This window comes from Dyadobacter sp. 22481 (genome assembly GCF_052044875.1).
GTDB lineage: Bacteria > Bacteroidota > Bacteroidia > Cytophagales > Spirosomataceae > Dyadobacter > Dyadobacter endophyticus.
Genome location: NZ_JBQENV010000003.1, coordinates 732,232 through 755,126 on the forward strand (window position 1 = coordinate 732,232; position 22,895 = coordinate 755,126).

Below are 22,895 nucleotides of genomic sequence, written 5' to 3' on the forward strand. Positions count from 1 at the left end.
TTAATAATTAGATACACACAAATTTCAAAAATTTACACTTATTTCAAGCCACATCCTGTCCTTTTTCGGATATGAGAATTAACTTTGTGGAATTTTTGGACGTACCCCTGCTCGGAATCGTCAGGCAACTGCCAAAAGTTGTTCAAGTATTTCCTTCATTTCTACAAATTACCATTTACTGTGCCCAAAAATACGAGTATCAAATCCGTTCTGATTATCGGTTCAGGCCCCATCGTTATCGGTCAGGCGTGCGAGTTTGACTATTCCGGCTCTCAGGCAGCCCGTTCGCTGCGAGAAGAAGGGATTGAGGTAGTTCTGATCAACTCCAATCCTGCAACAATCATGACTGACCCTATCAGTGCAGATCATGTGTACCTGCTGCCGCTGGAAAAGAAGTACATCGTTGAAATTCTGGAAAAACACAAGGCGTTGGGCAGGCCCATCGACGCGGTGCTTCCCACAATGGGTGGCCAAACGGCGCTGAACCTGGCTATTGACTGTGACAAAGCAGGTATCTGGAAAAAGTATGATATTGACATTATCGGTGTGGACATCAAAGCGATCGAAACGACCGAGGACCGGGAGAAATTCCGCTTGAAAATGCTCGAACTGGGCGTGAATGTATGTAAGGGCCGCACAGCCCGCTCTTTCCTTGAAGGAAAAGAGATCGCTCAGGAAATCGGCTTCCCGCTGGTAATCCGTCCTTCATTTACCCTTGGTGGTACGGGAGGTGGATTTGTGGAAAAAGAAGAAGATTTCGACAAAGCGCTGAACTACGGCTTGCACGCGTCACCTGTACACGAGGTACTGGTGGAGCAAAGTGTAATGGGCTGGAAGGAATACGAGCTCGAACTCCTCCGCGACAGCAAAGGGAACTTCATCATCATCTGCTCGATCGAGAACTTCGACCCGATGGGTGTACATACCGGCGACAGTATCACGGTTGCACCGGCGATGACGCTTCCCGACACATTGTACCAGCAAATGCGCGACCTTTCGATCAAGATGATGAACGGTATCGGCAAGTTTGCGGGTGGCTGTAATGTACAATTCTCGGTAAACCCGGCTGACGACAAGATCATCGCGATCGAGATCAACCCGCGTGTATCGCGTTCTTCGGCATTGGCTTCGAAAGCGACTGGTTACCCTATCGCGAAAATCGCTGCGAAAATGGCGATCGGTTACGACCTCGACGAGCTCATCAACCCGATCACCGGCAGTACTTCCGCATTCTTCGAACCTTCGATCGACTACGTGATCGTGAAAGTTCCGCGCTGGAACTTCGATAAATTCAAAGGTGCCGACCGCTCACTGGGTCTTCAAATGAAATCCGTTGGTGAAGCAATGGGTATCGGACGTAACTTCCAGGAGGCATTGCAAAAGGCTTGTCAGTCACTGGAAATCCGCCGGAACGGACTTGGCGCCGACGGCCGCGAGTTGCGCGACCAGGAGGCTATCAAGCACAGCCTTGCACACCCGAGCTGGGACCGCCTGTTCCATATTTACGATGCATTCAAAATAGGTCTGTCGTTCAAAACGATCCAGAACCTCACCAAAATAGACGCGTGGTTCCTCCGCCAGATAGAAGAGCTGATCGAGCTGGAACACGAAATCGAGAAATTCGACCTCGAAGACCTGCCGAAGGATTTGCTTTTGACAGCGAAACAAAAAGGCTACGCCGACCGCCAGATCGCCCATTTGATCGGCACGAAGGAAAGCAAGGTTTACGACCGCCGGAAAGCACTGGGCATCAAGCGTGTATACAAATGCGTTGATACCTGTGCAGCTGAATTCGAAGCAAAAACACCTTACTACTACTCCACTTTCAATACCTCGCAGGAGTTCCCCGACAACGAGTCGATCGTAAGCGACCGCAAAAAGGTTGTCGTGCTCGGCTCGGGACCAAACCGGATCGGCCAGGGTATCGAATTCGACTACTCTTGCGTACACGGTGTCTTGGCAGCGAAGGAAGCCGGTTACGAAACGATCATGATCAATTGTAACCCTGAAACCGTTTCGACCGACCCGGATATTTCCGACAAACTGTATTTCGAACCGGTTTTCTGGGAGCACGTTTTCGACATAATCGAGCACGAAAAGCCTGAGGGCGTAATCGTTCAGCTTGGTGGTCAGACAGCCTTGAAAATGGCTGAGAAACTGGAAAAATATGGTGTGAAAATCATCGGTACCAGCTACCACTCGCTCGACTGGGCTGAGGACCGCGGGCGGTTCTCGTCATTGCTCGAAGAATTGGGCATCCCATTCCCGAAATTCGGTACTGTAAGAAGCTCCGACGCCGCGGTTGAACTTTCCCGCACGCTCGGCTTCCCGCTGCTGGTTCGTCCAAGCTACGTTTTGGGTGGGCAGAGCATGAAGATCGTGATCAACGAGAAGGAGCTGGAACAACACGTGGTGAAAATCCTTCACGACATTCCAGACAACAATATCCTCCTCGACCACTTCCTCGAAGGTGCATTGGAAGCGGAAGCTGATGCGATCTGCGACGGTGAAGACGCTTACATTATCGGTGTCATGGAGCATATCGAACCAGCGGGTATCCACTCCGGTGACTCGCACGCCGCATTGCCTCCTTTTGACCTCACGGCCGACGAAATTCGCCAGATCGAGGAGCATACCCGCAAAATCGCATTGGCGATGAACGTGAAGGGATTGATCAACGTACAATTCGCGGTGAAAGAGGGCGTCGTGTATGTGATCGAGGCCAACCCGCGTGCATCGCGTACCGTTCCGTTCATTTGCAAGGCCTACCAGGAACCTTATGTGAACTACGCAACCAAGCTGATGCTTGGCGACAAAAAGGTGAAGGATTTCGACTTCAAACCAGTAAAAGAAGGCTGGGCGATCAAGATCCCTGTGTTCTCGTTCAACAAATTCCCGAATGTAAACAAGGAACTCGGCCCTGAAATGAAATCGACCGGTGAAGCGATCTATTTCATCAAGGATCTGGAAGACGAGTTTTTTCAGAAAATTTACGGCGAAAGGAATCTTTACCTGAGCCGGTAAATATAGCTCTTGAAGCAAAGTGCAAAGCCCCGGAATAATCCGGGGCTTTTTGCATTAATCAGGTTTTGTAAACAGGAATAAAATAGTGGTCACATGCCCTCAGATATTCTGCATAATGTACTATTTTCGGGAATTAATTGTAACCACTCCCCTACATGTCTAAGTTTTACGCTTGCATTCTTGCAATGTGGCTTTGTGTTCATTTTACTGCATTTGCACAAACAGCTACCATTAGTCTCAGTTACGATAAAATTCTTCGAACATCTGTATAAACTCCACTTACCGGCTCGGTATCACAACGACCGGGACATTCGGCGCAGACAACAAGTTTTCTGTCCAGATCAGGAAAAGCGAGTATTCGTCGACCGTGACCGACGTCCCGGCAGTGCTGGTCAATGGCAGGCTAGAATTTACCTTGAAAGATTCGGCGAACTTTGCAGGAAGCTATGTGCAGTTCAGGGCCATTGCATCATCTCCGAAAACAGAAAGCGTATGGTCTGGCAGCATACAGATGTACACTAAGGGACGCATTATTCTCAATCCGGAAAATAAAACGGATACCTTAAATGCTTTCGATAACGCATCAATCCTTTTTGGATGGAACAGCGTCGGAGATGCCCGCGTGACATTGAACGACAGCACCAGACTCAACTTATCAAGCTACTCAATACCGTCTTCCGCCCAGCATACGGTTACCATTCCCGACAATTTCCCCGGCTACACCATTGCACATGCTGAAAACAACTGTGGCGCGATGCAGGTGAGCGGAACTTACCGGCCGGTTATCAATGCTACGTCCATCAAGATAGCCGGCGTGACACCAAGTGCGATCTGTGAGGGAAGCGACGTGCGTGTGTCGTTCTCAACGGCAGGGACGCCCTTTACGGCGCAAACCCGCTACCGGCTCCGGTTCACCGAAGTATACTATTCCAGCAATGCCCCGATCACGGTGGAAACGCCCGCAACATTGACCAACGGCGTGCTGGTAGCGACATTTCCGACGCAACTTCAAATTAAAACGAATAAGGAATTCACGGTCCGGATCATTACCGACAACCCTGCCACTCTATCGTCCGGGCCGGCAGTTCAGGTGTCGCTATGGCCCAAAACCGGTGCGACCTTCAATACCTCGAGCCAGACTTTGACCCAGTTCGGGCCTGCCAGTCTGGGCATTAATACCACGGGCCTTCCGCCCATGACCGTCGAGCTTACGGACGGCACAAAAAGTACAAGCGGCTATGGCACTATCGATATCCCGATTTTCCCGATCACTGATCAGGAGTACCGGATTAAATCAGTCACTTCCGGCTGCGGCACCGTGGAAATAACTAACCCTGAAACAGTCCGCATTAAAGTGAAGCCAGGCATCCGTATCTATGAGGGCAATACCGCTCAGACGTTGTGCTCGGGTTCCAACGCCCGTCTGCGTTTCGTTACGAGCGCTGCAATCACCGATGCCACGAAATTTACGGTCCAGGTCTATAATGGTTATACCAGTCAATACGAGACCTACAATGCTACACGCTCGGGCGAATACCTGGAATTTGCCTTGCCAAACCGTACAGGAGGAACATCCTATACTTTCCAGATCTATACTACGAACCCTGCAATGTCGTCGCAAATCGCTTCTGTGAATGTGCAAACGATGCCCAACCTGACCTACGCCTCCCGTCAGAACACGTTCGTATTCAAGCTACCGACGAAAGTTCAAATCGGTTATGAGTTTGAGGGCGGAGGGCCGTTCACGGTGGAAGCTCAGGACGGAACCGTCAAAACGTATGATAGCAATGTGTATGACGTGGAACAACTGTTTGTCCGCGAAAGCATGGATTATAAGATCAAGTCCATTGCAAATGGTTGTTTTAAAAACACCAATCCCCGAAATGTTCGCCTCACTGTCTCACCTTCTTCCGAACCGGGCATTTATCTGGAGCCTTTGAAAACGGCGATTTGCAGTGACGATAGCCTGTAAATTACTTTCGGCACGGTAGGGCAGTTTACCGCGGGAAACAGGTTTTCCATTCAAACTAACGCTCCTTGCTGTAACTTTCAGGCATTGCGTGTGGTAGAAAAAGAGGGTAAATACAAGATCAAACTTTCTATTCAGGCGCTCAGCGCCATCGAAACCGATATTCGTATCGCATCTACAAACCCCGCTCTTTTCAGTAATGAGGAACATATTCGTCTGCAATCTCCCCTTACCCAGTTTTACCTTTATCCACAGGCCAAGGCCGAAGAACCCTGGCGGTATGTTGCCAGCCCGAGCCCAGGGTGGGGACAAATTCTTTCACTTTCGGCCAACTCGCAGTTTCAAAGCATTGTCTACACAGAAAACGGGGTAGAACGGACTGCCACTTTCAACCAGTACAATTCTTCGATACCAACAAACCCAAAAACCGGTGAACTCTCGACTTACATCGTTAAGTCAGCCACCAATGCCTGTGGAACTTATCCTGTTGATCTCGCGACCTACATTCAGGCAATGCCCTACCGCATTCAGTTTTCTCAATACAATACGCCGAATTACTGCGCCGATGCCCCTTTGAGTATCCCTTTTGGAATTGTGGAAGGGAAATCCGACAATGCTACATTTACGCTGCAAATAGCACGTAGCGGCAGTTCTGAATACCAAACTATTATTACCGGCGAAAAGGGCAGTATTATCAAAACCACCGTCCCCAAAGGTATGGAGCCCGGCTACTATAATATCCGCCTGCTGTCTTCCGAAGGTTCTATTTCGGATCCGCTCGGGGTACAGATCTCCACGCCCCCGACCGCCATATTAACCCCTGGAAATTCCCAACCGAATCCTATCCGTATCGATGCAGGATCAGGTATTTCATTGCAAGTCAAAACCACCGGCACCGCACCTATTTCGACGGTTTTCAGCGATAATACCCGGCAAGAATTTTACACCGGGGACCAGAGCTGGTATACTTATCCGCTAAAAAGCCAGGAATACGCTATACGCTCCGTAAGCAATGTGTGTGGCTATGGTACCGGTTCGGGGGCCGTCAATGTCATCGTCAACCCGAAACTGTCGTTGTACTCTCCATCGGGCAGCGTGTGCGAAGGCGGCACAGTTACCGTCAGCTACGAGCTGAACGGAGATGTGGATCTTTCTAATGAATACATCCGGTTTGGCATCTCGGATCAAACCAGCTCAAACGTGATCATGCTCGATTCCACGAGATCGCTCAAAGGAATAAAAAACTTAACCATGCCGAATTCGCTACCCGGCAGCTATTACAGGATCATCTGTACCGTTGAAAAATACAAAATCCAGTCGACGCTTTCCGTTTACGTGACCACCAAACCTAGCGTCACACTCTTAGGTAACACGGTCATCAACGCCGGCGAAAGTACAACGCTGGTAATCAGATCGAACAAGTCAACCCCCGATGTGAACAAATTTGTATTGTCCGACGGAAGCAAAGGTGAAGTTTACTCGTCGGGTACCGCACAGGTAACTGTGTCTCCGCAAAAAACCACGACTTATACCATTTCTTCCGTCACGAACGGTTGCGGGAATGGTACAGCCACTGGCTCGGCGACGGTGGAAGTCAATCCTCCTTCCGAACGCAGCATAACGGTCACAACGATAACTTCCAGCAGCGGTTACGGCCTTTGTACCGGCGATACCATTGCCATAGGCTACAAAACCGCAGGGTCGTTTTCGGTGGGCAACCAATTTACCGTTCAGCTTTCCGACACTACCGGACGGAACTTCCTGGCCATCACCACCATTCCGGGCAGTAATCCTATTAAGGCAGTAATGCCTACCGACCTTGTGGCGGGTATCCTGTACCGAATCCGTGTTGTGGCCTCCGATGCGAATACCGCCGGCAGCGCCTATGCATCGCCCATGAATGTAAGCCAGAAGGCCAGAGCGAAATTTGCCTCCGAGACCGTGATTTTCGATGGGGTTAAAAATCCGAAGGTAACCGTTTTGCTCTCAGGTGGCGGTCCGTGGTATTACCAGTTCGGTACGGATGCCAGCGTCATAAACCGGCAGTCGAGTGTACCGACCGATGTCGTGGAGCTCTTCCAGGCATCCCCAAGCCAATACTACCGCCTGTTCCGTGTCTCCAACAGCTGCGGCAATGGAATTATTGATTCGCCCTCCATCGTGAAGGTAGAGATTGTCACCGCCACCGAACCGCATGTCTCCGTCTATCAGGCGACAGTAGCTCCTAACCCGGCACAGGATGTTCTGGCTATAAGATCGGAGGACGGCACTGAAAAAAGCATCCGCCTCATGAGCCAAAACGGGAATGTGGTGCGCACCATCAAAACCCGCAAGCGCGAGGAGACACTTGATATCCGCGACCTTTCACCCGGCATTTACCTGCTTCATATAGACGCCAAAGGCAAGAAAGCGACATTCAAGGTGATCAAGCAATAAAACGCATTCATACCAAAACAGGAAAGCCCGGATCGCTCCGGGCTTTTTGCATTATATCAATTTCAAAAAATTTTCTACTTCACTTCCTCATAATCGACGTACTCGCCGCCCCGGAACCGCGAAGAGTCATTGGCATTTGATGGCGTACTATCGACCCGAACGCCTCCTGGCTTGGTACGGGCCTTTTCCTGTTGCCGTTGTGCCCGGAATGCCCTTTCCTGTTGCTTGACCAGTTGCCTACCTACTAGCAAGTGAAAAAGGAACCGTCTGAAAAACGGCACAAATGCGATCAGGAGCAGGAATATGAATAATATATTAAATACCAGTTTCATTTTTCAAGAATTTTTTACCTCAATCAATAACGTAAACCTAGCATAAATAGCACACGAATATAAGTAAAACCTCATGAAAGACGAAACTGGGCATTGAGCGGCGCTCTCGCGTTACCGGCGGCTTTTATGCCAGATCGACCGCCTTACTATTCTCTACCACGCGCTCGTAATACGCTTCGTAATGCGGCAGGATCTTCGCTACATCGAATTCGCGGGCCCTAGCCAGCGCGTTCGCTTTGAAAGTCGGCAGGTTAGCATCGTCGAGAATGTAGGCGGCGTGCTTCACCATATCTTCGACATCACCTACATCACTCAGGAAACCGGTTACCCCGTGCACATTCAATTCCGGCAGACCGCCCGCATTAGACGTAATAATAGGTACTTCGCAGGCCAGGGCTTCGAGGGCGGCCAGTCCGAAACTCTCGGATTCGGAAGGCATCAGGAACAGGTCCGCTACGGAAAGCACCTCTTCGATCGCATCGAGTTTACCCAGGAAACGGACGTCCGAAAGCATATCCAGGTCCTTGCAAAGGCGCTCGATCCGCATACGGTCGGGGCCGTCGCCTACGAGGAGCAACTTGCTCGGCAATAGTTTACGGAGCCGTTCGAAGATCATGATCACGTCGTCGATCCTCTTTACTTTCCTGAAATTGGAGGTATGCACGATCAGCTTCTCGTTATTGGGGCAAATGGCGAGTTTGAAATGATCCTTTTTCTGGCGGTTAAAACGGTCGAGATCGATAAAGTTGGGGATCACTTCAATATCTTTGGTGATCTTGAAATGATCGTATGTGTCCTTTTTAAGCGAATCAGAAACCGCAGTAATACCATCCGATTGATTAATGCTGAAAGTCACCACCGGCTCGTAGGAAGGGTCTTTTCCAACCAGGGTAATGTCCGTGCCATGCAATGTCGTAATTACCGGAATGTGAATGCCTTGCGCAGCCAGAATCTGTTTGGCGAGGTATGCAGACGACGCGTGCGGGATCGCATAATGTACGTGAAGTAAATCGAGCCCCGCATTGGCTACTACATGCACCATTTCGCTAGACAGCGCCGACTCATAAGGCGGGTATTGGAACAACGGGTAGGCGGGTATATTTACTTCGTGATAATAGAGGTTCTCATTAAAAAAATCCAGCCGTTGGGGCTGGGAATAGGTAATGAAATGAACCTGGTGGCCGGCTTTCGCAAGCGCTTTTCCAAGCTCGGTAGCTACCACACCGCTTCCTCCGAAGGTAGGATAGCATACGATACCAATTTTCATAATAGGTCAGCAAATGGTTGAATGTCCGGATGAACAACCGTCCGGATAACGGTTTAAAATAGCTAACAACAAATGCAGGTTTTTTATCCCACAAATGGATAAAGAAGTGAAGAATTGTCGTTAATGGGATAAAATGAATAATTTTATTGCCTAAACCTTCTTTTTCCAGCGTCAAACTTCATGAATGTGTCGGCCAGACCCAAGATTACAACGTGGGATTATGTCACCGGGAGTGCACGGCTTGTGCGCATGACCAATCTGGTCATTGTGGCTCTGACGCAATACCTCACGCGCATCCTGCTCATTGGCCCACGGCATGAATGGAAGTCGATTGTCACCGATATCGACATGTTCGTCCTGGCACTCTCGACGGTTTGCATTGCCGCTGCCGGTTACATTATAAACGATTATTTCGATGTCAAGATCGACATCGTCAATAAGCCCGAAAGAGTGGTGGTGGGCCGCTACCTGAAACGCCGCTGGGCCATGGGTGCGCACCAGGTTTTGAACGTGGTCGGAGCCGTGCTCGGGTTAGTCGTCAGTCCGTACATCTTCATTATCAATGTTTTTTCGATCACGCTGCTCTGGTTTTACTCCGAGCGGTACAAGCGGCTGCCGTTCATCGGAAACTTTATTGTTTCGCTGCTGACCGGCCTTACCCTGCTCATACTCACCGTACATTACCCGGCCAACCGGCACCTGGTATTTATTTACGCGGTTTTCTCTTTCTTCATTTCGCTTATCCGCGAAGTAGTGAAGGATATGGAGGACATTCGAGGCGACGAGGCGCACGGCTGCCGCACATTACCAATTATCTGGGGGATCCGGCGCACGAAAACATTCCTATACTCGGTCATCGTCGTTTTTGTACTTACGCTGTTTTTGATGGCCCGGGCATTGCAGAACAACCTGCTTACACTTCTCTTCCTACTGCTCCTGATCCCGATCGCGTTGCTGGTAATGCGTCTCTATCAGGCCGATACCCGCCGCGATTTCAGGGAAATCAGCAGCCTTTGCAAGATCATTATGCTACTTGGCCTGATCACCATGATCTGGGCATGAAGCACCGATTAATTTAACACTTCACGCCGCTTAATTAACCGGTTGAAAAGTTATATTTGGTCACCCCAAAACTAAATCGCTGTTACGAATATGAAAAAGTTTATCCTATGGAGCATCGCTTGTCTGCTGATGCTTAGCCTGGGCGCCAATGCCCAGGAATGTGCCGGCTTTACATTCAAAGAAGGAGGCGGATTTGAAATGAACAACTATGACGGAAAGGGCAAGGCGCTTGGAAAGCTTACCTATAAAATCGCCAAAGTAGCCAGGGAAGGCAGCAACACAGTGGTAACTATCGACATGGAATCCTTTAATACCAAGGGTAAATCCGAGCTCAAAAACACTTACCAGATGAAATGCGACGGAAACGTGCTGACGCTCGACGCCGCTTCGCTCGTCAGCCAGGAGCAACTGAAATCGTTTCAGAATATGGAGATGAAATTTACCTATGACAATATCGAAATCCCGTCCAAACTATCGGTAGGCGATAAGTTGAAGGATGCAGCTGTGAAAGGCGAAGGGAAGTCGGGCCCGATGACGGTGGTTTTCAATATGTTTATCAAAAACCGTACGGTGGCCGGCCAGGAAAAGCTCACTATCCCGGCGGGAAGCTATGATGTTTACAAAATTAATTCGGACATGAATATGGAAATGGTGATGGGGTTTCCTGTAAAAATGGAGATGCAAAGCGTTTCCTACCGCGCACCCGGCATTATCTGGGACCTGAAAACCGAGACTTATCGCAAAGGAAAACTGATGGGGTATAGCGAGCTGGCCAAAATTTATTGATTTCAGACAAGTCTATATTAACATTCCCCTAAATAACGGCTTGCAGTTCGTCGGCAAGCCGTCTTTTTATAGCTTTGTCCGGGTATTTTGCTGACAATACTCCTTATCTATCACATAACAACTACGCTTAATAATGAAGAGAATTGCCATTTTTGCCTCCGGTTCAGGGTCCAATGCTGAAAAGATCTGCGAACATTTCGCTGATCGCGACGACGTGGATGTATCGCTGATTTTCACCAACAATCCCATGGCCGGAGTGATCAAGAGGGCGCTCAAATTGCAAATACCGGTTGTATTTTTTGACAAGAAAACTTTTTACCACACGGGGAAAATTCAGCAGATCCTGCAAAACGAAGGCATCGATCTCGTGGTACTGGCCGGCTTTATGATGCTCGTGCCACCGGTACTCGTCAATTCATTTCCGAATAAAATGATCAATATCCACCCTGCATTGCTACCCAAATACGGCGGCAAAGGCATGTACGGGCATTTTGTGCATGAAGCTGTGGTGAATGCCGGAGAGACCGAATCGGGCATCACGATCCATTACGTAAACGAGCATTACGACGAGGGCGACATCGTTTTTCAGGCTAAATGCGATGTGACACCCGGAGATACAGCGGAAGACGTCGCACGCAAGGTACACGCACTCGAATACGCGCATTACCCGCGTGTAATCGAGGAAATCCTTACCGGACAGTAAGTCATCACACCATGCTGTTCTTCCTGCTAGCGGTTGCTTTCACGGTCATGCTCTACCTGATCATGCGCGCTTACCCGCGTTACCGGGTGGATTCGTTCCACGCGGTGGTTTTCAACTATTACGCCTGCGTGCTCACCGGCCTTGTGCTCACGCCCGACCTCCGTGTATTTACAGAGGTACAATGGACGTCGGAAGGGACGGTCCTTACGATGGCGCTCGGAGCGATGTTCGTCACGGCTTTTATGCTCATCGGGCTTACTGCGCAAAAAGTGAGTGTGACCGCTACGTCGCTGGCAGGCAATATGTCGCTGGTGATTCCGGTTCTTTTCGGACTTTTCGTTTTCAGGAACAACAATAAAGATTTTACCGCGCTCAATTACCTGGGGCTTGTGCTTGCACTCGTGGCGCTGGCATTGGGTGCCATCCAACGTTCACCGAAAGGATCCGACACGGCAAATACCGCCGGTGCCGGGCAGGCGGCGAAGCAGGCATTGTGGGTTTTTCCCGTTCTGACATTCTTTGCCAGCGGCACGAACAATACCCTGATCAATTTTTTATCCTCCAAATACTACCCGTCCGGCCAGATCACCGTGTTTATGATCGTCGCCTGCTTTGGCGCTATGGTGATCGGCACGTCGATTCTCGTCTACCGGATCATTGCGCATGGCCACAGGTTGCATCTTCGGAGCGTCCTTGGCGGATTGCTGCTTGGAGTACCCAATTTTTTGTCGCTCTATTTCCTCCTGCTGGCATTGGCTGCATTCGGAAACAGTGCGGCCTATGTATTCCCGATCTATAATATCCTCACCATGCTCGTTTCGGCCCTTGCGGCCTGGGCATTGTATAAGGAACGCCTTAATACATTGAATAAATGGGGACTTGTACTCGCCGTAGTCGCCATTGTACTGATTTCCTACCAGGAACTGAACCTGTGATCCTGCGAGCACTGTTTACCTACCATGACCGACACCGCCATCCTGCATATTCCTGAGCAAGACAAGCCGCTCAACAAGAAACAAAAAGAATTTAATGTGCTTTCGGAGACGATAGAAGCACTCGACCGTCAGTTGGCCGACCTTCAACAAGCGTACGACGAAATGTTGCGGCGGATACCGTCCGACCTCGACCCGCTGGTACGGGAATACCAGGGGTACCGGGCCGATATCGTCAACCTTTGGGACCGTACCTACGAAGCGGAGCACTTTCGGAAGGCCTATCAAACCAAACTCGCCTATCTGATCATTGAAAATGCATATGATCTGATTAAGAATCACGACCGTTCCGAGCTGAAACCCGTTTTCAATAAATATAGCGCGACAGACATCGATGTGCTGCTCGAAGAAGAGCGCCTTCGGGAAAGCGCACGGATTGAAGACCCGGCATTTTTGTTGGAAAGTGTCTATGAACCCGAGCCAGAGGTGTCTTTCCATGAACTTTCGGAAGAAGAGCAGCAGCGGATCAAGGCGGAAAGAAGAGAACAGCGCATGGACCAGCGGACGCGCGAAGCACAGCAGGCGAAGACAACCAAATCGGTGCGGAGCGTGTATATGGAGCTCGTAAAGACTTTCCACCCGGACCGGGAAACGGACGAAGGGGAAAAACAACGTAAAACCGAGACAATGCAGCGCATTACGAAAGCCTATCAGGAGAATAACCTGCTTTCGTTGCTGAAACTGCAAATGGAGCTCGAACAGATTGACCGCTCAGGCCTTGAAAACCTCAATAAAAACCAGCTCAGCTATTACAACAAGATTCTCCGCCAGCAAATCGAGGAATTGGGCCAGCAGAAGGTTTTGATACAACAGAAAATATCGGCGGTTTGCAGCCTCCCCTACCAACACGCTAATTCCCAGGTAACGGTGATTGCAAAATTCAATGCTGTCATCAACGAGTTGAAGGTGGAGATCAAAAACATTAAGAAAACCTACAAACACTGGCTCGTGCCATCGCAGCTCAAAGCCTATCTGAAACCCTTCCAGATCCCGGATCAGCCAGAAGGTGAGTTTGAAGAATAGCCTCATAACGGCCGTTTTTGCGGGAAACGGATACAATACGTAGAGGTTTTTCCACGATATTCAGCACGAATTTAAATATGATTATACAAATATAGCTCCACACGGCCCTAGGGATAAGCTGGTTAAATGGAATCGTGCACAACAAGCATGATTGGCATATAATTTATGTCTAATAGCCTTGACGCACCCAAACTCATATTTAAATGAAAAATTGTATTTTTTTGCTGCTCGCAGTCGTATTTTGTAGCTCGCGGGCACAAGCTCAGGAAAACGTTTCCATAGGTCCGCTTGTAGGATTGTCGATTGCCAATTTCCGCGGCGATGTTTCGAACACGGACTGGAAACCAGGATTGACAATAGGTGGCTTCTACAATTACAGCTCCGAATCGGGCTTCGGTTTTAGCGGGCAGTTGCTTTTCACCCAGCTTGGCGCACAGATCAACAACAAAACCAATGAAATCAACCTAAACTACATTCAGGCTCCACTGCTGGCCACTTTCTTCTTCGGACGCTACGGTGACCGCGTTCGCCCCAAAATTTTCCTTGGCCCCAACCTCAATTTCCTGGTTGGCGCGCGGGACAAAAACGGCAACAATATCAACGGAGACTCCAACAACCGTATTTACGCCCCATTTGACCTCGGCCTTACCTTCGGTGCCGGATTGAATTACCGCTTGCAGGAAAAAATATGGCTGAATTTCGATGCACGGTACGGTCTGGGATTGATCGACGTCACCAGGCTCGACAATGCAAAGGTCAAAAACAACAACTGGGGTATCAACGTGGGGCTGAGTTTCCCGCTGGGCACCTACAACAAAAATACGGGAAGACTACGTACGCGCTAACACACTATGATTCGTGAACAGAAGGGCATCCAAATTTGAGTGCCCTTCTTTATTTTTGTTCCAATGGAATAAAACGCACGCTGCCTATGCTTCAAAAGGATTTGTCGAAAATTGCCAAATGGGGCCTGGGAACAGCCGTGCTGATCTGGATGATCGGCTGGTTGATGCTGATTCCGGAAGATTTATCCGCTCAGATAGCAGCTATTTCAGCCGAAACCGTTAAAAATGGTCGTCTGATCGAGCAAACCGGCATATCCGCCCCCATTATTTCGTTTTCGGTCGGCGCTATGCGGCTTTTCGGGATCAACCAGCTCTCCCTGCACATTCCTGGTTTTCTGGCTATTCTGTTCAGTCTTTTTTGTGTTTATCAGTTCACCCGATCCGTTGCCGGTGCGGAGTCAGCCGTCCTTTCCGTACTGATTTTAGCGACGTCACAGGCCACTTTTCTGGTCAACAATGAGCTGGGAGATGCGAGTTACCTTGCAGCCTGTCTCATTTTTACAATATGGCAGATCAGCAGCTATGTCGAAACCAAAAAGATAACCAGCCTGCTGTTGTCCTTCCTGGGCACGGCCGGGCTCATACTTGTTAAGAACACATTCCCCGACAGCGCAGGCCAATGGCCTACCGACCCTCTGCTAACCCTTTTTATTACATTCTCTCCATGGACGATCTTTCTGATCCTCGCGCTTATCGACCTCGTTCAGCGAGTCATCTTCCCCGATTACAACCGAAACCAGAAGTATGAACTGATCGCCCTGATCGCGATCATTGCACCGTTTGTATTCAGCTACTTCAACCCATTCCCGGCAACTTTTGATGTGTACATGGCCTATCCGGTGGCCTCGGTGATTACGGCGGTGTACATCATCCGCCGCCTTGAAAGCGACCCGGCAACATTCTCAGGGCTGCTCGCTTACGTGCACGCCGTAGCAGCATACGCGGCCCTCGCATTACTGTTCTGCCTCGTCTGGTTCACTTTTCCCGCCGATAATTATTATGGATTGATTCATTTCATGGCGCTTCTCAGCGTCCTTACCTGGCTCATTTTCTTTTCACCTGTCCGCAACAAGCTCATAGTCGGCTGTGTCGTATTTGCAATAGGGGCCAATCTGGTACTCACCACCTATTTTTATCCTAACATTTACGAATACCAGGCGGCTGCTAAGCTCGGCATTATCGCGAGGGCGAATGGTGCCGGGCGCGACAGTCTTTACAGTTACCAGGCAGGCACGCCATATAGTCTGCGTTTCTACTCGGGTGTCCAGGTTACCGAAGTCGACGACTTTGGCAAGCTCGTGGGTACGAAGAACTGCCTGGTTTATACCCACCAAAATCTCCTGGGAGAATTCAAAGCCATCCGCCCCGACCTGAAGATTCTCGGAAGCTGTGAAGAATACCCGCGAAGGATTCTCGACTTTCGCTTTCTAGATCCCAACACCCGGGCTTCTTATGTGCAATCCAAAGTATTAATCAGACTGTAAATCAGCTGTTAGAAAGATTTGTAGATTTTCATTTTATTTTACTTTGAAATACAAAGTACTTTTATAAATTTGAATCTTCAAACTTAAACGATCACCTGCCTTATGCAAACCATTAACACCAGATTGTCGCCCTGGCATATCGTTGCCGTCATTGTGCTTGTTCCCTTGCTGCTAACTGCTCTTGCCCTTTGGCACTGGAAACCGGGCGCTTTTGTACTCGCATCTGTGCTTGCACTTGGGGGCGCGCGCGTCGTGTACGAGCTCCTTACCATGAAGAAGATGGGAAATCGCGCTTATCAGCTAGCTTTCGGACTGGCCGTGGCTGCGGTGTTGCTACTCGTTTGGATGAATGTGGCCGTGGGCGGCATTCTCGGGGATAATCCCGCTAACATGATGTATTTTGGCGTATTACTGGTGGGTTTGATGGGGGCAATAATCTCGCGTCTGCAACCGAAAGGCATGTCGAACGCCTTATTTGCCACAGCATTTGCAATGATGTTGGTGCCGCTGGTGGCCTGGGCGATCGGTACGCCGGCTTTCGCTAATGGCCTGGCGGCCGTTTTTGCCTTGCATTCTTGCTTTGCATGGCTGTTTACTGGGTCGGCTTTATTATTCAGGCGCGCCGCTCATACCCGGCAAGAATAGATAAAACCGGCGGTCATAATGCGTTCAGAGGGATTAGCCGTACCTTTGTAGTCTATTACGAACTGCATTATGACCTTTGAAGATTTAAATCTCACCAAACCGCTTCTAAAAGCACTTTCCGAAGCGGGATATATAAAACCGACCACCATCCAGCACAAGGTTTTTTCGGTAATGATGTCCGGCAAAGACGTCTGCGGCATCGCACAAACCGGCACCGGAAAGACATTCGCTTATTTATTACCGACACTCCGGCAGATCGAATATGCGAAAGACCGGCTACCGCAACTCCTCGTCCTTGTACCTACGCGCGAGCTCGTCGTGCAGGTGGTCGAGGAAGTGCGGAAGCTGGCCGCCTATACCCCGCTGCAAGCGGTCGGCGTGTACGGCGGAGGCAATATCAAAGTACAAATGGCCGAACTCCACGAAGGTGCCGACGTTGTGGTAGCTACACCCGGCCGCCTGTACGACCTTGCGATGAACGGCTCATTGAAAACCAAATCTGTGAAAAAGCTGGTCATCGATGAAGTGGACGAAATGCTGAATCTCGGTTTTCGCCCGCAACTGAAAAACATCCTGGATTTGCTTCCCCAGCGACGCCAGAACCTGCTTTTTTCGGCCACTATTACCCAGGAAGTAGAAGCGTTGATGAAGACGTATTTCAATGACCCTGTACGTATTGAAGCGGCACCCGTCGGAACGCCTCTCGACAATATCGAGCAGCAGGCCTATTATGTTCCCAATTTTTATACAAAAGTCAACCTGCTCGACCTACTGCTGGACCGCCACGAGGAAATGAACAAGGTCTTGATTTTCGTGGCTACCAAAAAGCTGGCAGATCAGCTTTTTGGGCAACTCGAACTGGGCTACATGAACAAAATCGGTGTGATCCATTCCAACAAAGACCAGAACCACCGTTTCAACACCATCCGGCAGTTCCATTCGGGCAATTACCGCATCCTGATCGCCACCGACATTATCGCCCGGGGGCTCGATGTGGCGGAAGTTTCGCACGTATTCAATTTCGACATTCCCGAAGTCCCGGAAAACTACATTCACAGAATCGGGCGTACGGGACGCGCCGACCAGAAAGGCATTGCCATTTCCTTTATTACTGAACGTGAAAAGCCATTTCAGCAGGAGATCGAGGAACTGATGGATTTCGAAATACCCATCCTTCCATTGCCCGAAGATTTGAAAGTCTCCGAAGTGCTGCTGCCCGACGAGGAGCCTAAAATTTTCATGAAAAACATCGAGCTAAAACGTCCTAAACGTGAGGACGTGGGGCCGGCGTTTCATGAGAAGAAGGCTAAAAACCAGAAGGTTAATGTCCGTCGAGACCATGCCAAAGAAAAAATGGCCAAATACGGCCGGCCGATCAAGCGCTCGGGAAAGAAAAGTAAGTAATCGTCAATTGCCAGATATTCAAATCATTTTGCGGGATTTCTTGTTGAACCTGCATGAATATCTGGCAAATCTTTCAAAGGCTACGACCTTTCGTCAAGCCGTACCACCGGCAAATCGCATTTGCATTATTCCTTACCTTACTCGGTGCCGTTACGGCACAGGTAAACCCCTGGGTGCTCCGCTACACCGTCGACACCGTGCAGTCGATGCTCAACAAGCATTGGGGCATTCAACAAGGCAAGGAGCTGCTTCTTCAGATCACCGCGATACTTTTCCTTAAAGAGATCGTCAACACGTTCATCGTTTTCGGACAGCGGTATTTCGGGGAAAAAATCCGGATCAAAGTTTCCAGCGACCTCGCACAGAATGCTATTAACCGCATCCTGACTTATAATCTGGCATTTTTCAGCGATAATGAGAACCAGAAAGGCAAGCTGCAAACCCGTATCGACCGGGGCGTGGAGAGCCTCACGAAACTGATCCAGAACTTCTTTATCGACATTCTGCCATTGTTTGCCAACGCGGTCGTGGCATTAGGCATTATGTTCTCTGCCAATTTCTACGTCGGCTGCATAGCGCTGGCTATTCTGCCGGTTTATTTCTGGATAAGTTTTAAGCAGGCCGGCGAGTTGCAGGGCGTAAGGCGCAAGCTGAAACGGCAACGCGAGAATAAAAGCAGCGGGCTCATCAACCTCATCGAATCGGTGATCGTGATCAAGTCCTTTGTCCGCGAGAAGCTGGAAGGCGAAAAGCAGTACCGCCTGCAAATGGAGCTGATGGATTCGCAGCTCAAAACGCGGAAAACCAACTTTACCTACGACGGTATCAAGAGCTTTATCGAGCAAATCGGCGTGGTACTGATCATCATTCTCACGGCTTACCTCGTGCTCGACCAGCAAATGTCGATCGGCGCCATCATGTTCCATATCCTGTTATTTAACAATGTGTCCGCCCCTATTCGCCAGCTACACCGGATTTACGACGAGATGAATGACGCGCTTACCTATTCGGAAGGATTCTTTGACATCCTGGATGCCAGTGAATCGGTGGAAAGCAGCGGAAAAACGGTGAAAGACCCGTTTCGCGGTGACTATATCCTACGCAATGTGTCATTCGCCTATCCCAATGGCACCAAAGCGCTTTTCGGGATCGATATAGAGATCAAATCCGGGCAAACGACTGCATTGGTCGGGCTCTCGGGTGCCGGCAAAAGTACGCTTATCAATCTGCTCGTGGGTTTTTATGCGCAGGATTCCGGTGAGATCATGCTCGACGACCAACCGCTAAAATCATATGATCTGCCGTTATTGAGGAATGCGATCGGAATGGTGCTGCAAAAGAACCACATTTTTAAAGGCTCCATCGCGGAGAATATCCGTTACGGAAAGCCGGACGCCACCTGGGAGGAGCTCGTGGAATCGGCCCGGAGCGCCTACCTGCACGATCAGATCATGGAACTACCCGGCGGGTATGAGACGGACGCGCAGCTGCTTTCCGGTGGCCAGCAACAGCGCATTGCCATTGCACGCCTTTTTCTTAAAAATCCACCCATTATCTTCCTCGACGAACCCACCGCCAGCCTCGACGCCATCGCCACCGAGCAGATTAAGAACAGCCTGGATGCGATCAAGAAGAACCGGACGGTCGTAATCATTTCACACAGCCTGGCACAGATTCTCGACTCCGATCAGATCTATGTCATGAAAAAAGGGCAGATCGTCGAATCCGGCAAACATGAAGATCTGTATGAGCAAAATGGTGTTTACAGGCAGATATTCAACGCTTCTGCCCGAAGCCTGAACCTCGGCAAAATGCTCGAAACCATGAGCAGGGAGCAGGATTAGAAAAATAAAAATATTTTTTCGTTTCAATGATCTGAAGCGATCTCTCAATCGTATGTGGTTGCAAGATGAAGAACAACCGATCCTGGCCTACGCGTAGTTTGCGCTACGCCGCGGTCGGAATTGACGATACAATTTAATTATTGTGGAGGGTAAGGTAATACATAGAGAGGGTGGCAAATGCCACCCTCTCTTTTTTGTGTACATAAAAAAACTCCCAGGCCAGGCCTGGGAGCTAGATATTGGAAGAGGTCTATGTGATATTAATGTTTTTCTGTCTCTTTTTCAAGGTTAAACAAGTCGTTCAACACGTCGATCAGCGTTTCGGCTTCTCCTCTTTTACACGCCGCTTTTAGTTGGAGAACAGGCAGTTTGAGGATCTTCTGCATCATACTGGTGGTAATGCGTTCCACTTTTTCCAGCTCCGATTCGGTGAGGTTCTTCGTAAAACGGGTCAACTCTTCCTTGCGGATCTGTTCCAGCGCGCCTTTCAGCTTTTGGATCGTTGGCGAAACGATCATCTCGCGTGACCAGTCGTTGAATTCAACCACCGCTTCGTTAATGATCTCTTCTACGTGCGGTACGGAATCGAGCCTGCGCTGCAGTGCTTCATCAACTTTCGAGCGGATCGAGTCGATCGTGTAAAGCATTACGCCCGGAACTTCTTCCACTTCCGGCGATACGCTGCGCGGTACGGAGAGGTCGATGAAATATTTGAAAGACATGCCGCGGAGGCGCACCATCATTTCCTTGGTAAAGAAAGGTTCTTCACGCTGGATGGACGATACGATAATGTCGGCACGCGAAATTTCGGATTCAATATCAGCAAAATCCGCCACCCGAAATCCCAGCTCAGCACCGAGCGCTTCGGCTTTGCTGCGGGTCCTGTTCACCAGCGTTACTTCCGCATCGGTGTTCTGGGATAGGTTACGGCATACATCCGTTCCGATCTCGCCAAGGCCCACCACAAGGATTTTGGGGTTTGGCATCAGCCCTTCGAGCAGCTCGACGGCCGCATAAGAAACGGAAGCAGCGCCATCGCGGAAGAAAGTCTCCTGCGCTACACGTTTGTTTGCAAAAAATATCGTGTGAAGCAGGCGGTGCAAAAACGGCCCGGCCATATTCAGGTCGGCCGACCATTGATATGCATGCTTGATTTGATTCGGGATCTGCATATCCCCTACCACCTGCGACTGCAACCCTGTGGCTACGTGGAACAAGTGCTGGACAGCCGCATTGCCTTCGGCGAATTGTTCGAAATATGCTTTGAAACCTTCTACATCCTCAACCCCTTTTTCGATCAGCAAAAGCTTGATAATGTCTTCGTTAAGATCGTTGGCGGCGGAGTAATAGATTTCGGTGCGGTTGCAGGTAGAGACGGCAAGAACGTCGGAGATATCGAAAAAATCTTTCAGACGCAGCATAATGCCCTTTGCTTCCGCCTCATTCAATGCAAGCTGTTCCCTGATAGCAAGAGGGGCATTCCGATGTGATAAACTGACTGACTTGAACTGGTTATACATCACTTTGTCTAATTCGATTCACAAAAATACTGTACAAAAATCATAATATGAATGTGGAACTATGACCGTTCACTTATTTAGAAAGCATTTAAATAAAACTGTCGTAAGTCATACAAATTTCACACCGCGAAGGCATTCAAAACATGATTTTGGTCATATCCCGAACTGATCGGAGACGGTGATGAAAAACGGTCATGAAGCCACTAAGGTCAAATTATTTACGTTATTTGTAGACTATAACATTAACATCGGGCATATTGTGCCCGACCCTGAATGATCAGCGAAACCCCAAATGAAAAACCACGTTTCAAGCTGCACCCCGTAGCCATCCTGAACAGCCAGCGTCTGCGTCGTTCATTGATGGACACTTACGACCAGAAAAGCTTCTACAAATACGTGATCGGGATCATCCTGCTCATCCTGAGTATCGGTTCGCTCTTTTATACGGATAAACTGGTGCAAGAGCTTGAAGAAAGGGAAGAAAGGGAAGTGCAGCTCTATGCGGAAGGTCTGCGTTACGTCGTGAACAGCCCGCTGGATGAGAATTTCAATGTGATTTATCAGGTTATCGAGGATGCTGTAAATTTCTATCAGATACCGGCCATTTATGTCGACGAAAACAATATCCCCAACCCGAACAAGAACATTAAATTCCCGGTTAAAATAAGCCGGCAGGAACGTGAGCGCATTATCCAGGAAAGGCTGGAAGAAATGAAACTCGAACACCCGCCTATTCCGGTGGAAATTGGCAAAGGGCGGTCCGGAAAAATTTATTACAGCAACTCCTTCCTGCTTACACAGCTTCGTTACTACCCATTTTTACAGCTTTCGGTGATGCTGCTGATCGGCTACCTGGCCTATCTCGCATTCAGTTCGGCACGAAAAGCGGAACAGAACCGCGTCTGGGTGGGTCTGGCGAAAGAAACGGCCCACCAACTGGGCACACCGCTTTCGTCACTCATGGCCTGGGTCGAGTATTTTCGCAGCGACCCGTCGATAGACCCGTCGATCGCCGAAGAAATTGAAAAGGATGTGATACGGCTGGAAATGATCACGACACGCTTTTCCAACATCGGGTCCGTTCCGACATTGCGGCAGGAGCCTCTCGCGGTGATTGTAGCCAACTTCATCAGTTACCTCGAAAGACGGGTTTCTTCCAAGGTGAAATTTGAAGTCCATAACCAACTCGCCGAAGAGCAAACCGCGCTGTTGAACAAGAACCTGTTTGAATGGGTGATCGAGAATATCTGTAAGAATGCGGTGGATGCCATGGGCGGCATCGGGGAAATCCACGTTACGCTGCAAGCGCCCCCGCGTGCGAAGGAAATCTGGATCGACATTGCCGATACCGGCAAGGGTATGACCAAGGCGCAGGCCAGCAAGATCTTCAATCCGGGTTTCAGCACCAAAAAACGGGGATGGGGCCTGGGACTAACGCTGGCAAAACGGATTATCGAAAATTACCACGCCGGCAAGCTGTTCGTAAAAAACTCTGAGGTGGGAAAAGGAACGACATTCAGGATTATCCTGAATGCCGATATTGTAGAAGAATCTTAAAA

At 49.5% G+C, this 22,895-nt stretch carries 17 protein-coding genes; 14 read left to right on the forward strand and 3 right to left on the reverse strand.

Annotation, left to right across the window (positions count from 1 at the left end; all coding sequences use genetic code 11):
* Positions 1-180: 180 nt before the first annotated feature.
* From carB to ACTJJJ_RS21850, 3 genes are all read left to right on the forward strand, one after another.
* Positions 181-3,024, forward strand: a complete 2,844-nt coding sequence (gene carB, locus ACTJJJ_RS21840) for a carbamoyl-phosphate synthase large subunit (RefSeq protein ID WP_188935605.1) — start codon at positions 181-183, stop codon at positions 3,022-3,024.
* 367 nt (positions 3,025-3,391) lie between these two features.
* The gene (locus tag ACTJJJ_RS21845) at positions 3,392-4,996 is read left to right on the forward strand and encodes a hypothetical protein (protein ID WP_440703025.1); all 1,605 of its coding nucleotides are present in this window, start codon (positions 3,392-3,394) and stop codon (positions 4,994-4,996) included.
* 90 nt (positions 4,997-5,086) lie between these two features.
* Positions 5,087-7,429: a T9SS type A sorting domain-containing protein gene (locus ACTJJJ_RS21850; protein ID WP_440703026.1), complete on the forward strand. Its 2,343-nt coding sequence runs from the start codon at positions 5,087-5,089 to the stop codon at positions 7,427-7,429.
* A gap of 74 nt (positions 7,430-7,503) precedes the next feature.
* Here ACTJJJ_RS21850 and ACTJJJ_RS21855 read toward each other — a convergent pair whose 3' ends face one another.
* Both ACTJJJ_RS21855 and bshA read right to left on the reverse strand, forming a co-directional pair.
* Complete coding sequence (locus ACTJJJ_RS21855; protein ID WP_440703027.1) at positions 7,504-7,761, reverse strand: DUF4834 family protein; 258 nt, start codon at positions 7,759-7,761, stop codon at positions 7,504-7,506.
* Positions 7,762-7,885: 124 nt separating this feature from the next.
* Entirely contained in the window at positions 7,886-9,028 is a 1,143-nt protein-coding gene (gene bshA, locus ACTJJJ_RS21860; protein ID WP_188935609.1) for an N-acetyl-alpha-D-glucosaminyl L-malate synthase BshA, read from the reverse strand.
* Between the two features lie 180 nt (positions 9,029-9,208).
* On the opposite strand from bshA, the gene ACTJJJ_RS21865 reads away from it, so the two are divergent.
* From ACTJJJ_RS21865 to ACTJJJ_RS21910, 10 genes are all read left to right on the forward strand, one after another.
* A complete protein-coding gene (locus ACTJJJ_RS21865; RefSeq protein ID WP_440703028.1) occupies positions 9,209-10,090 on the forward strand; it encodes a geranylgeranylglycerol-phosphate geranylgeranyltransferase in 882 nt (293 codons plus the stop codon).
* A 90-nt stretch (positions 10,091-10,180) separates the two neighbouring features.
* Complete coding sequence (locus ACTJJJ_RS21870; protein ID WP_188935613.1) at positions 10,181-10,876, forward strand: TapB family protein; 696 nt, start codon at positions 10,181-10,183, stop codon at positions 10,874-10,876.
* Positions 10,877-11,009: 133 nt separating this feature from the next.
* Positions 11,010-11,579, forward strand: a complete 570-nt coding sequence (gene purN / locus ACTJJJ_RS21875) for a phosphoribosylglycinamide formyltransferase (RefSeq protein WP_426295769.1) — start codon at positions 11,010-11,012, stop codon at positions 11,577-11,579.
* Between the two features lie 11 nt (positions 11,580-11,590).
* Complete coding sequence (locus ACTJJJ_RS21880) at positions 11,591-12,514, forward strand: hypothetical protein (RefSeq protein WP_440703029.1); 924 nt, start codon at positions 11,591-11,593, stop codon at positions 12,512-12,514.
* 24 nt (positions 12,515-12,538) lie between these two features.
* Positions 12,539-13,594, forward strand: a complete 1,056-nt coding sequence (locus ACTJJJ_RS21885) for a hypothetical protein (RefSeq protein ID WP_426295771.1) — start codon at positions 12,539-12,541, stop codon at positions 13,592-13,594.
* Positions 13,595-13,797: 203 nt separating this feature from the next.
* Positions 13,798-14,439, forward strand: coding sequence for a porin family protein (locus ACTJJJ_RS21890; RefSeq protein ID WP_188935621.1), 642 nt, complete (start codon positions 13,798-13,800; stop codon positions 14,437-14,439).
* Positions 14,440-14,525: 86 nt separating this feature from the next.
* Positions 14,526-15,923: an ArnT family glycosyltransferase gene (locus tag ACTJJJ_RS21895; protein ID WP_188935622.1), complete on the forward strand. Its 1,398-nt coding sequence runs from the start codon at positions 14,526-14,528 to the stop codon at positions 15,921-15,923.
* Between the two features lie 102 nt (positions 15,924-16,025).
* On the forward strand, positions 16,026-16,568 hold the full coding sequence (locus tag ACTJJJ_RS21900; RefSeq protein WP_426295772.1) for a hypothetical protein: 543 nt from the start codon (positions 16,026-16,028) through the stop codon (positions 16,566-16,568).
* Between the two features lie 69 nt (positions 16,569-16,637).
* A complete protein-coding gene (locus tag ACTJJJ_RS21905; RefSeq protein WP_440703030.1) occupies positions 16,638-17,972 on the forward strand; it encodes a DEAD/DEAH box helicase in 1,335 nt (444 codons plus the stop codon).
* A 53-nt stretch (positions 17,973-18,025) separates the two neighbouring features.
* Complete coding sequence (locus tag ACTJJJ_RS21910; protein ID WP_440703031.1) at positions 18,026-19,816, forward strand: ABC transporter ATP-binding protein; 1,791 nt, start codon at positions 18,026-18,028, stop codon at positions 19,814-19,816.
* Positions 19,817-20,076: 260 nt separating this feature from the next.
* Here ACTJJJ_RS21910 and hemA read toward each other — a convergent pair whose 3' ends face one another.
* Entirely contained in the window at positions 20,077-21,336 is a 1,260-nt protein-coding gene (gene hemA, locus ACTJJJ_RS21915; protein ID WP_440703032.1) for a glutamyl-tRNA reductase, read from the reverse strand.
* A gap of 273 nt (positions 21,337-21,609) precedes the next feature.
* Between hemA and ACTJJJ_RS21920 the strand changes: the two genes are divergently transcribed.
* A complete protein-coding gene (locus ACTJJJ_RS21920; RefSeq protein WP_440703033.1) occupies positions 21,610-22,893 on the forward strand; it encodes a sensor histidine kinase in 1,284 nt (427 codons plus the stop codon).
* The last annotated feature ends 2 nt before the right edge of the window (positions 22,894-22,895 follow it).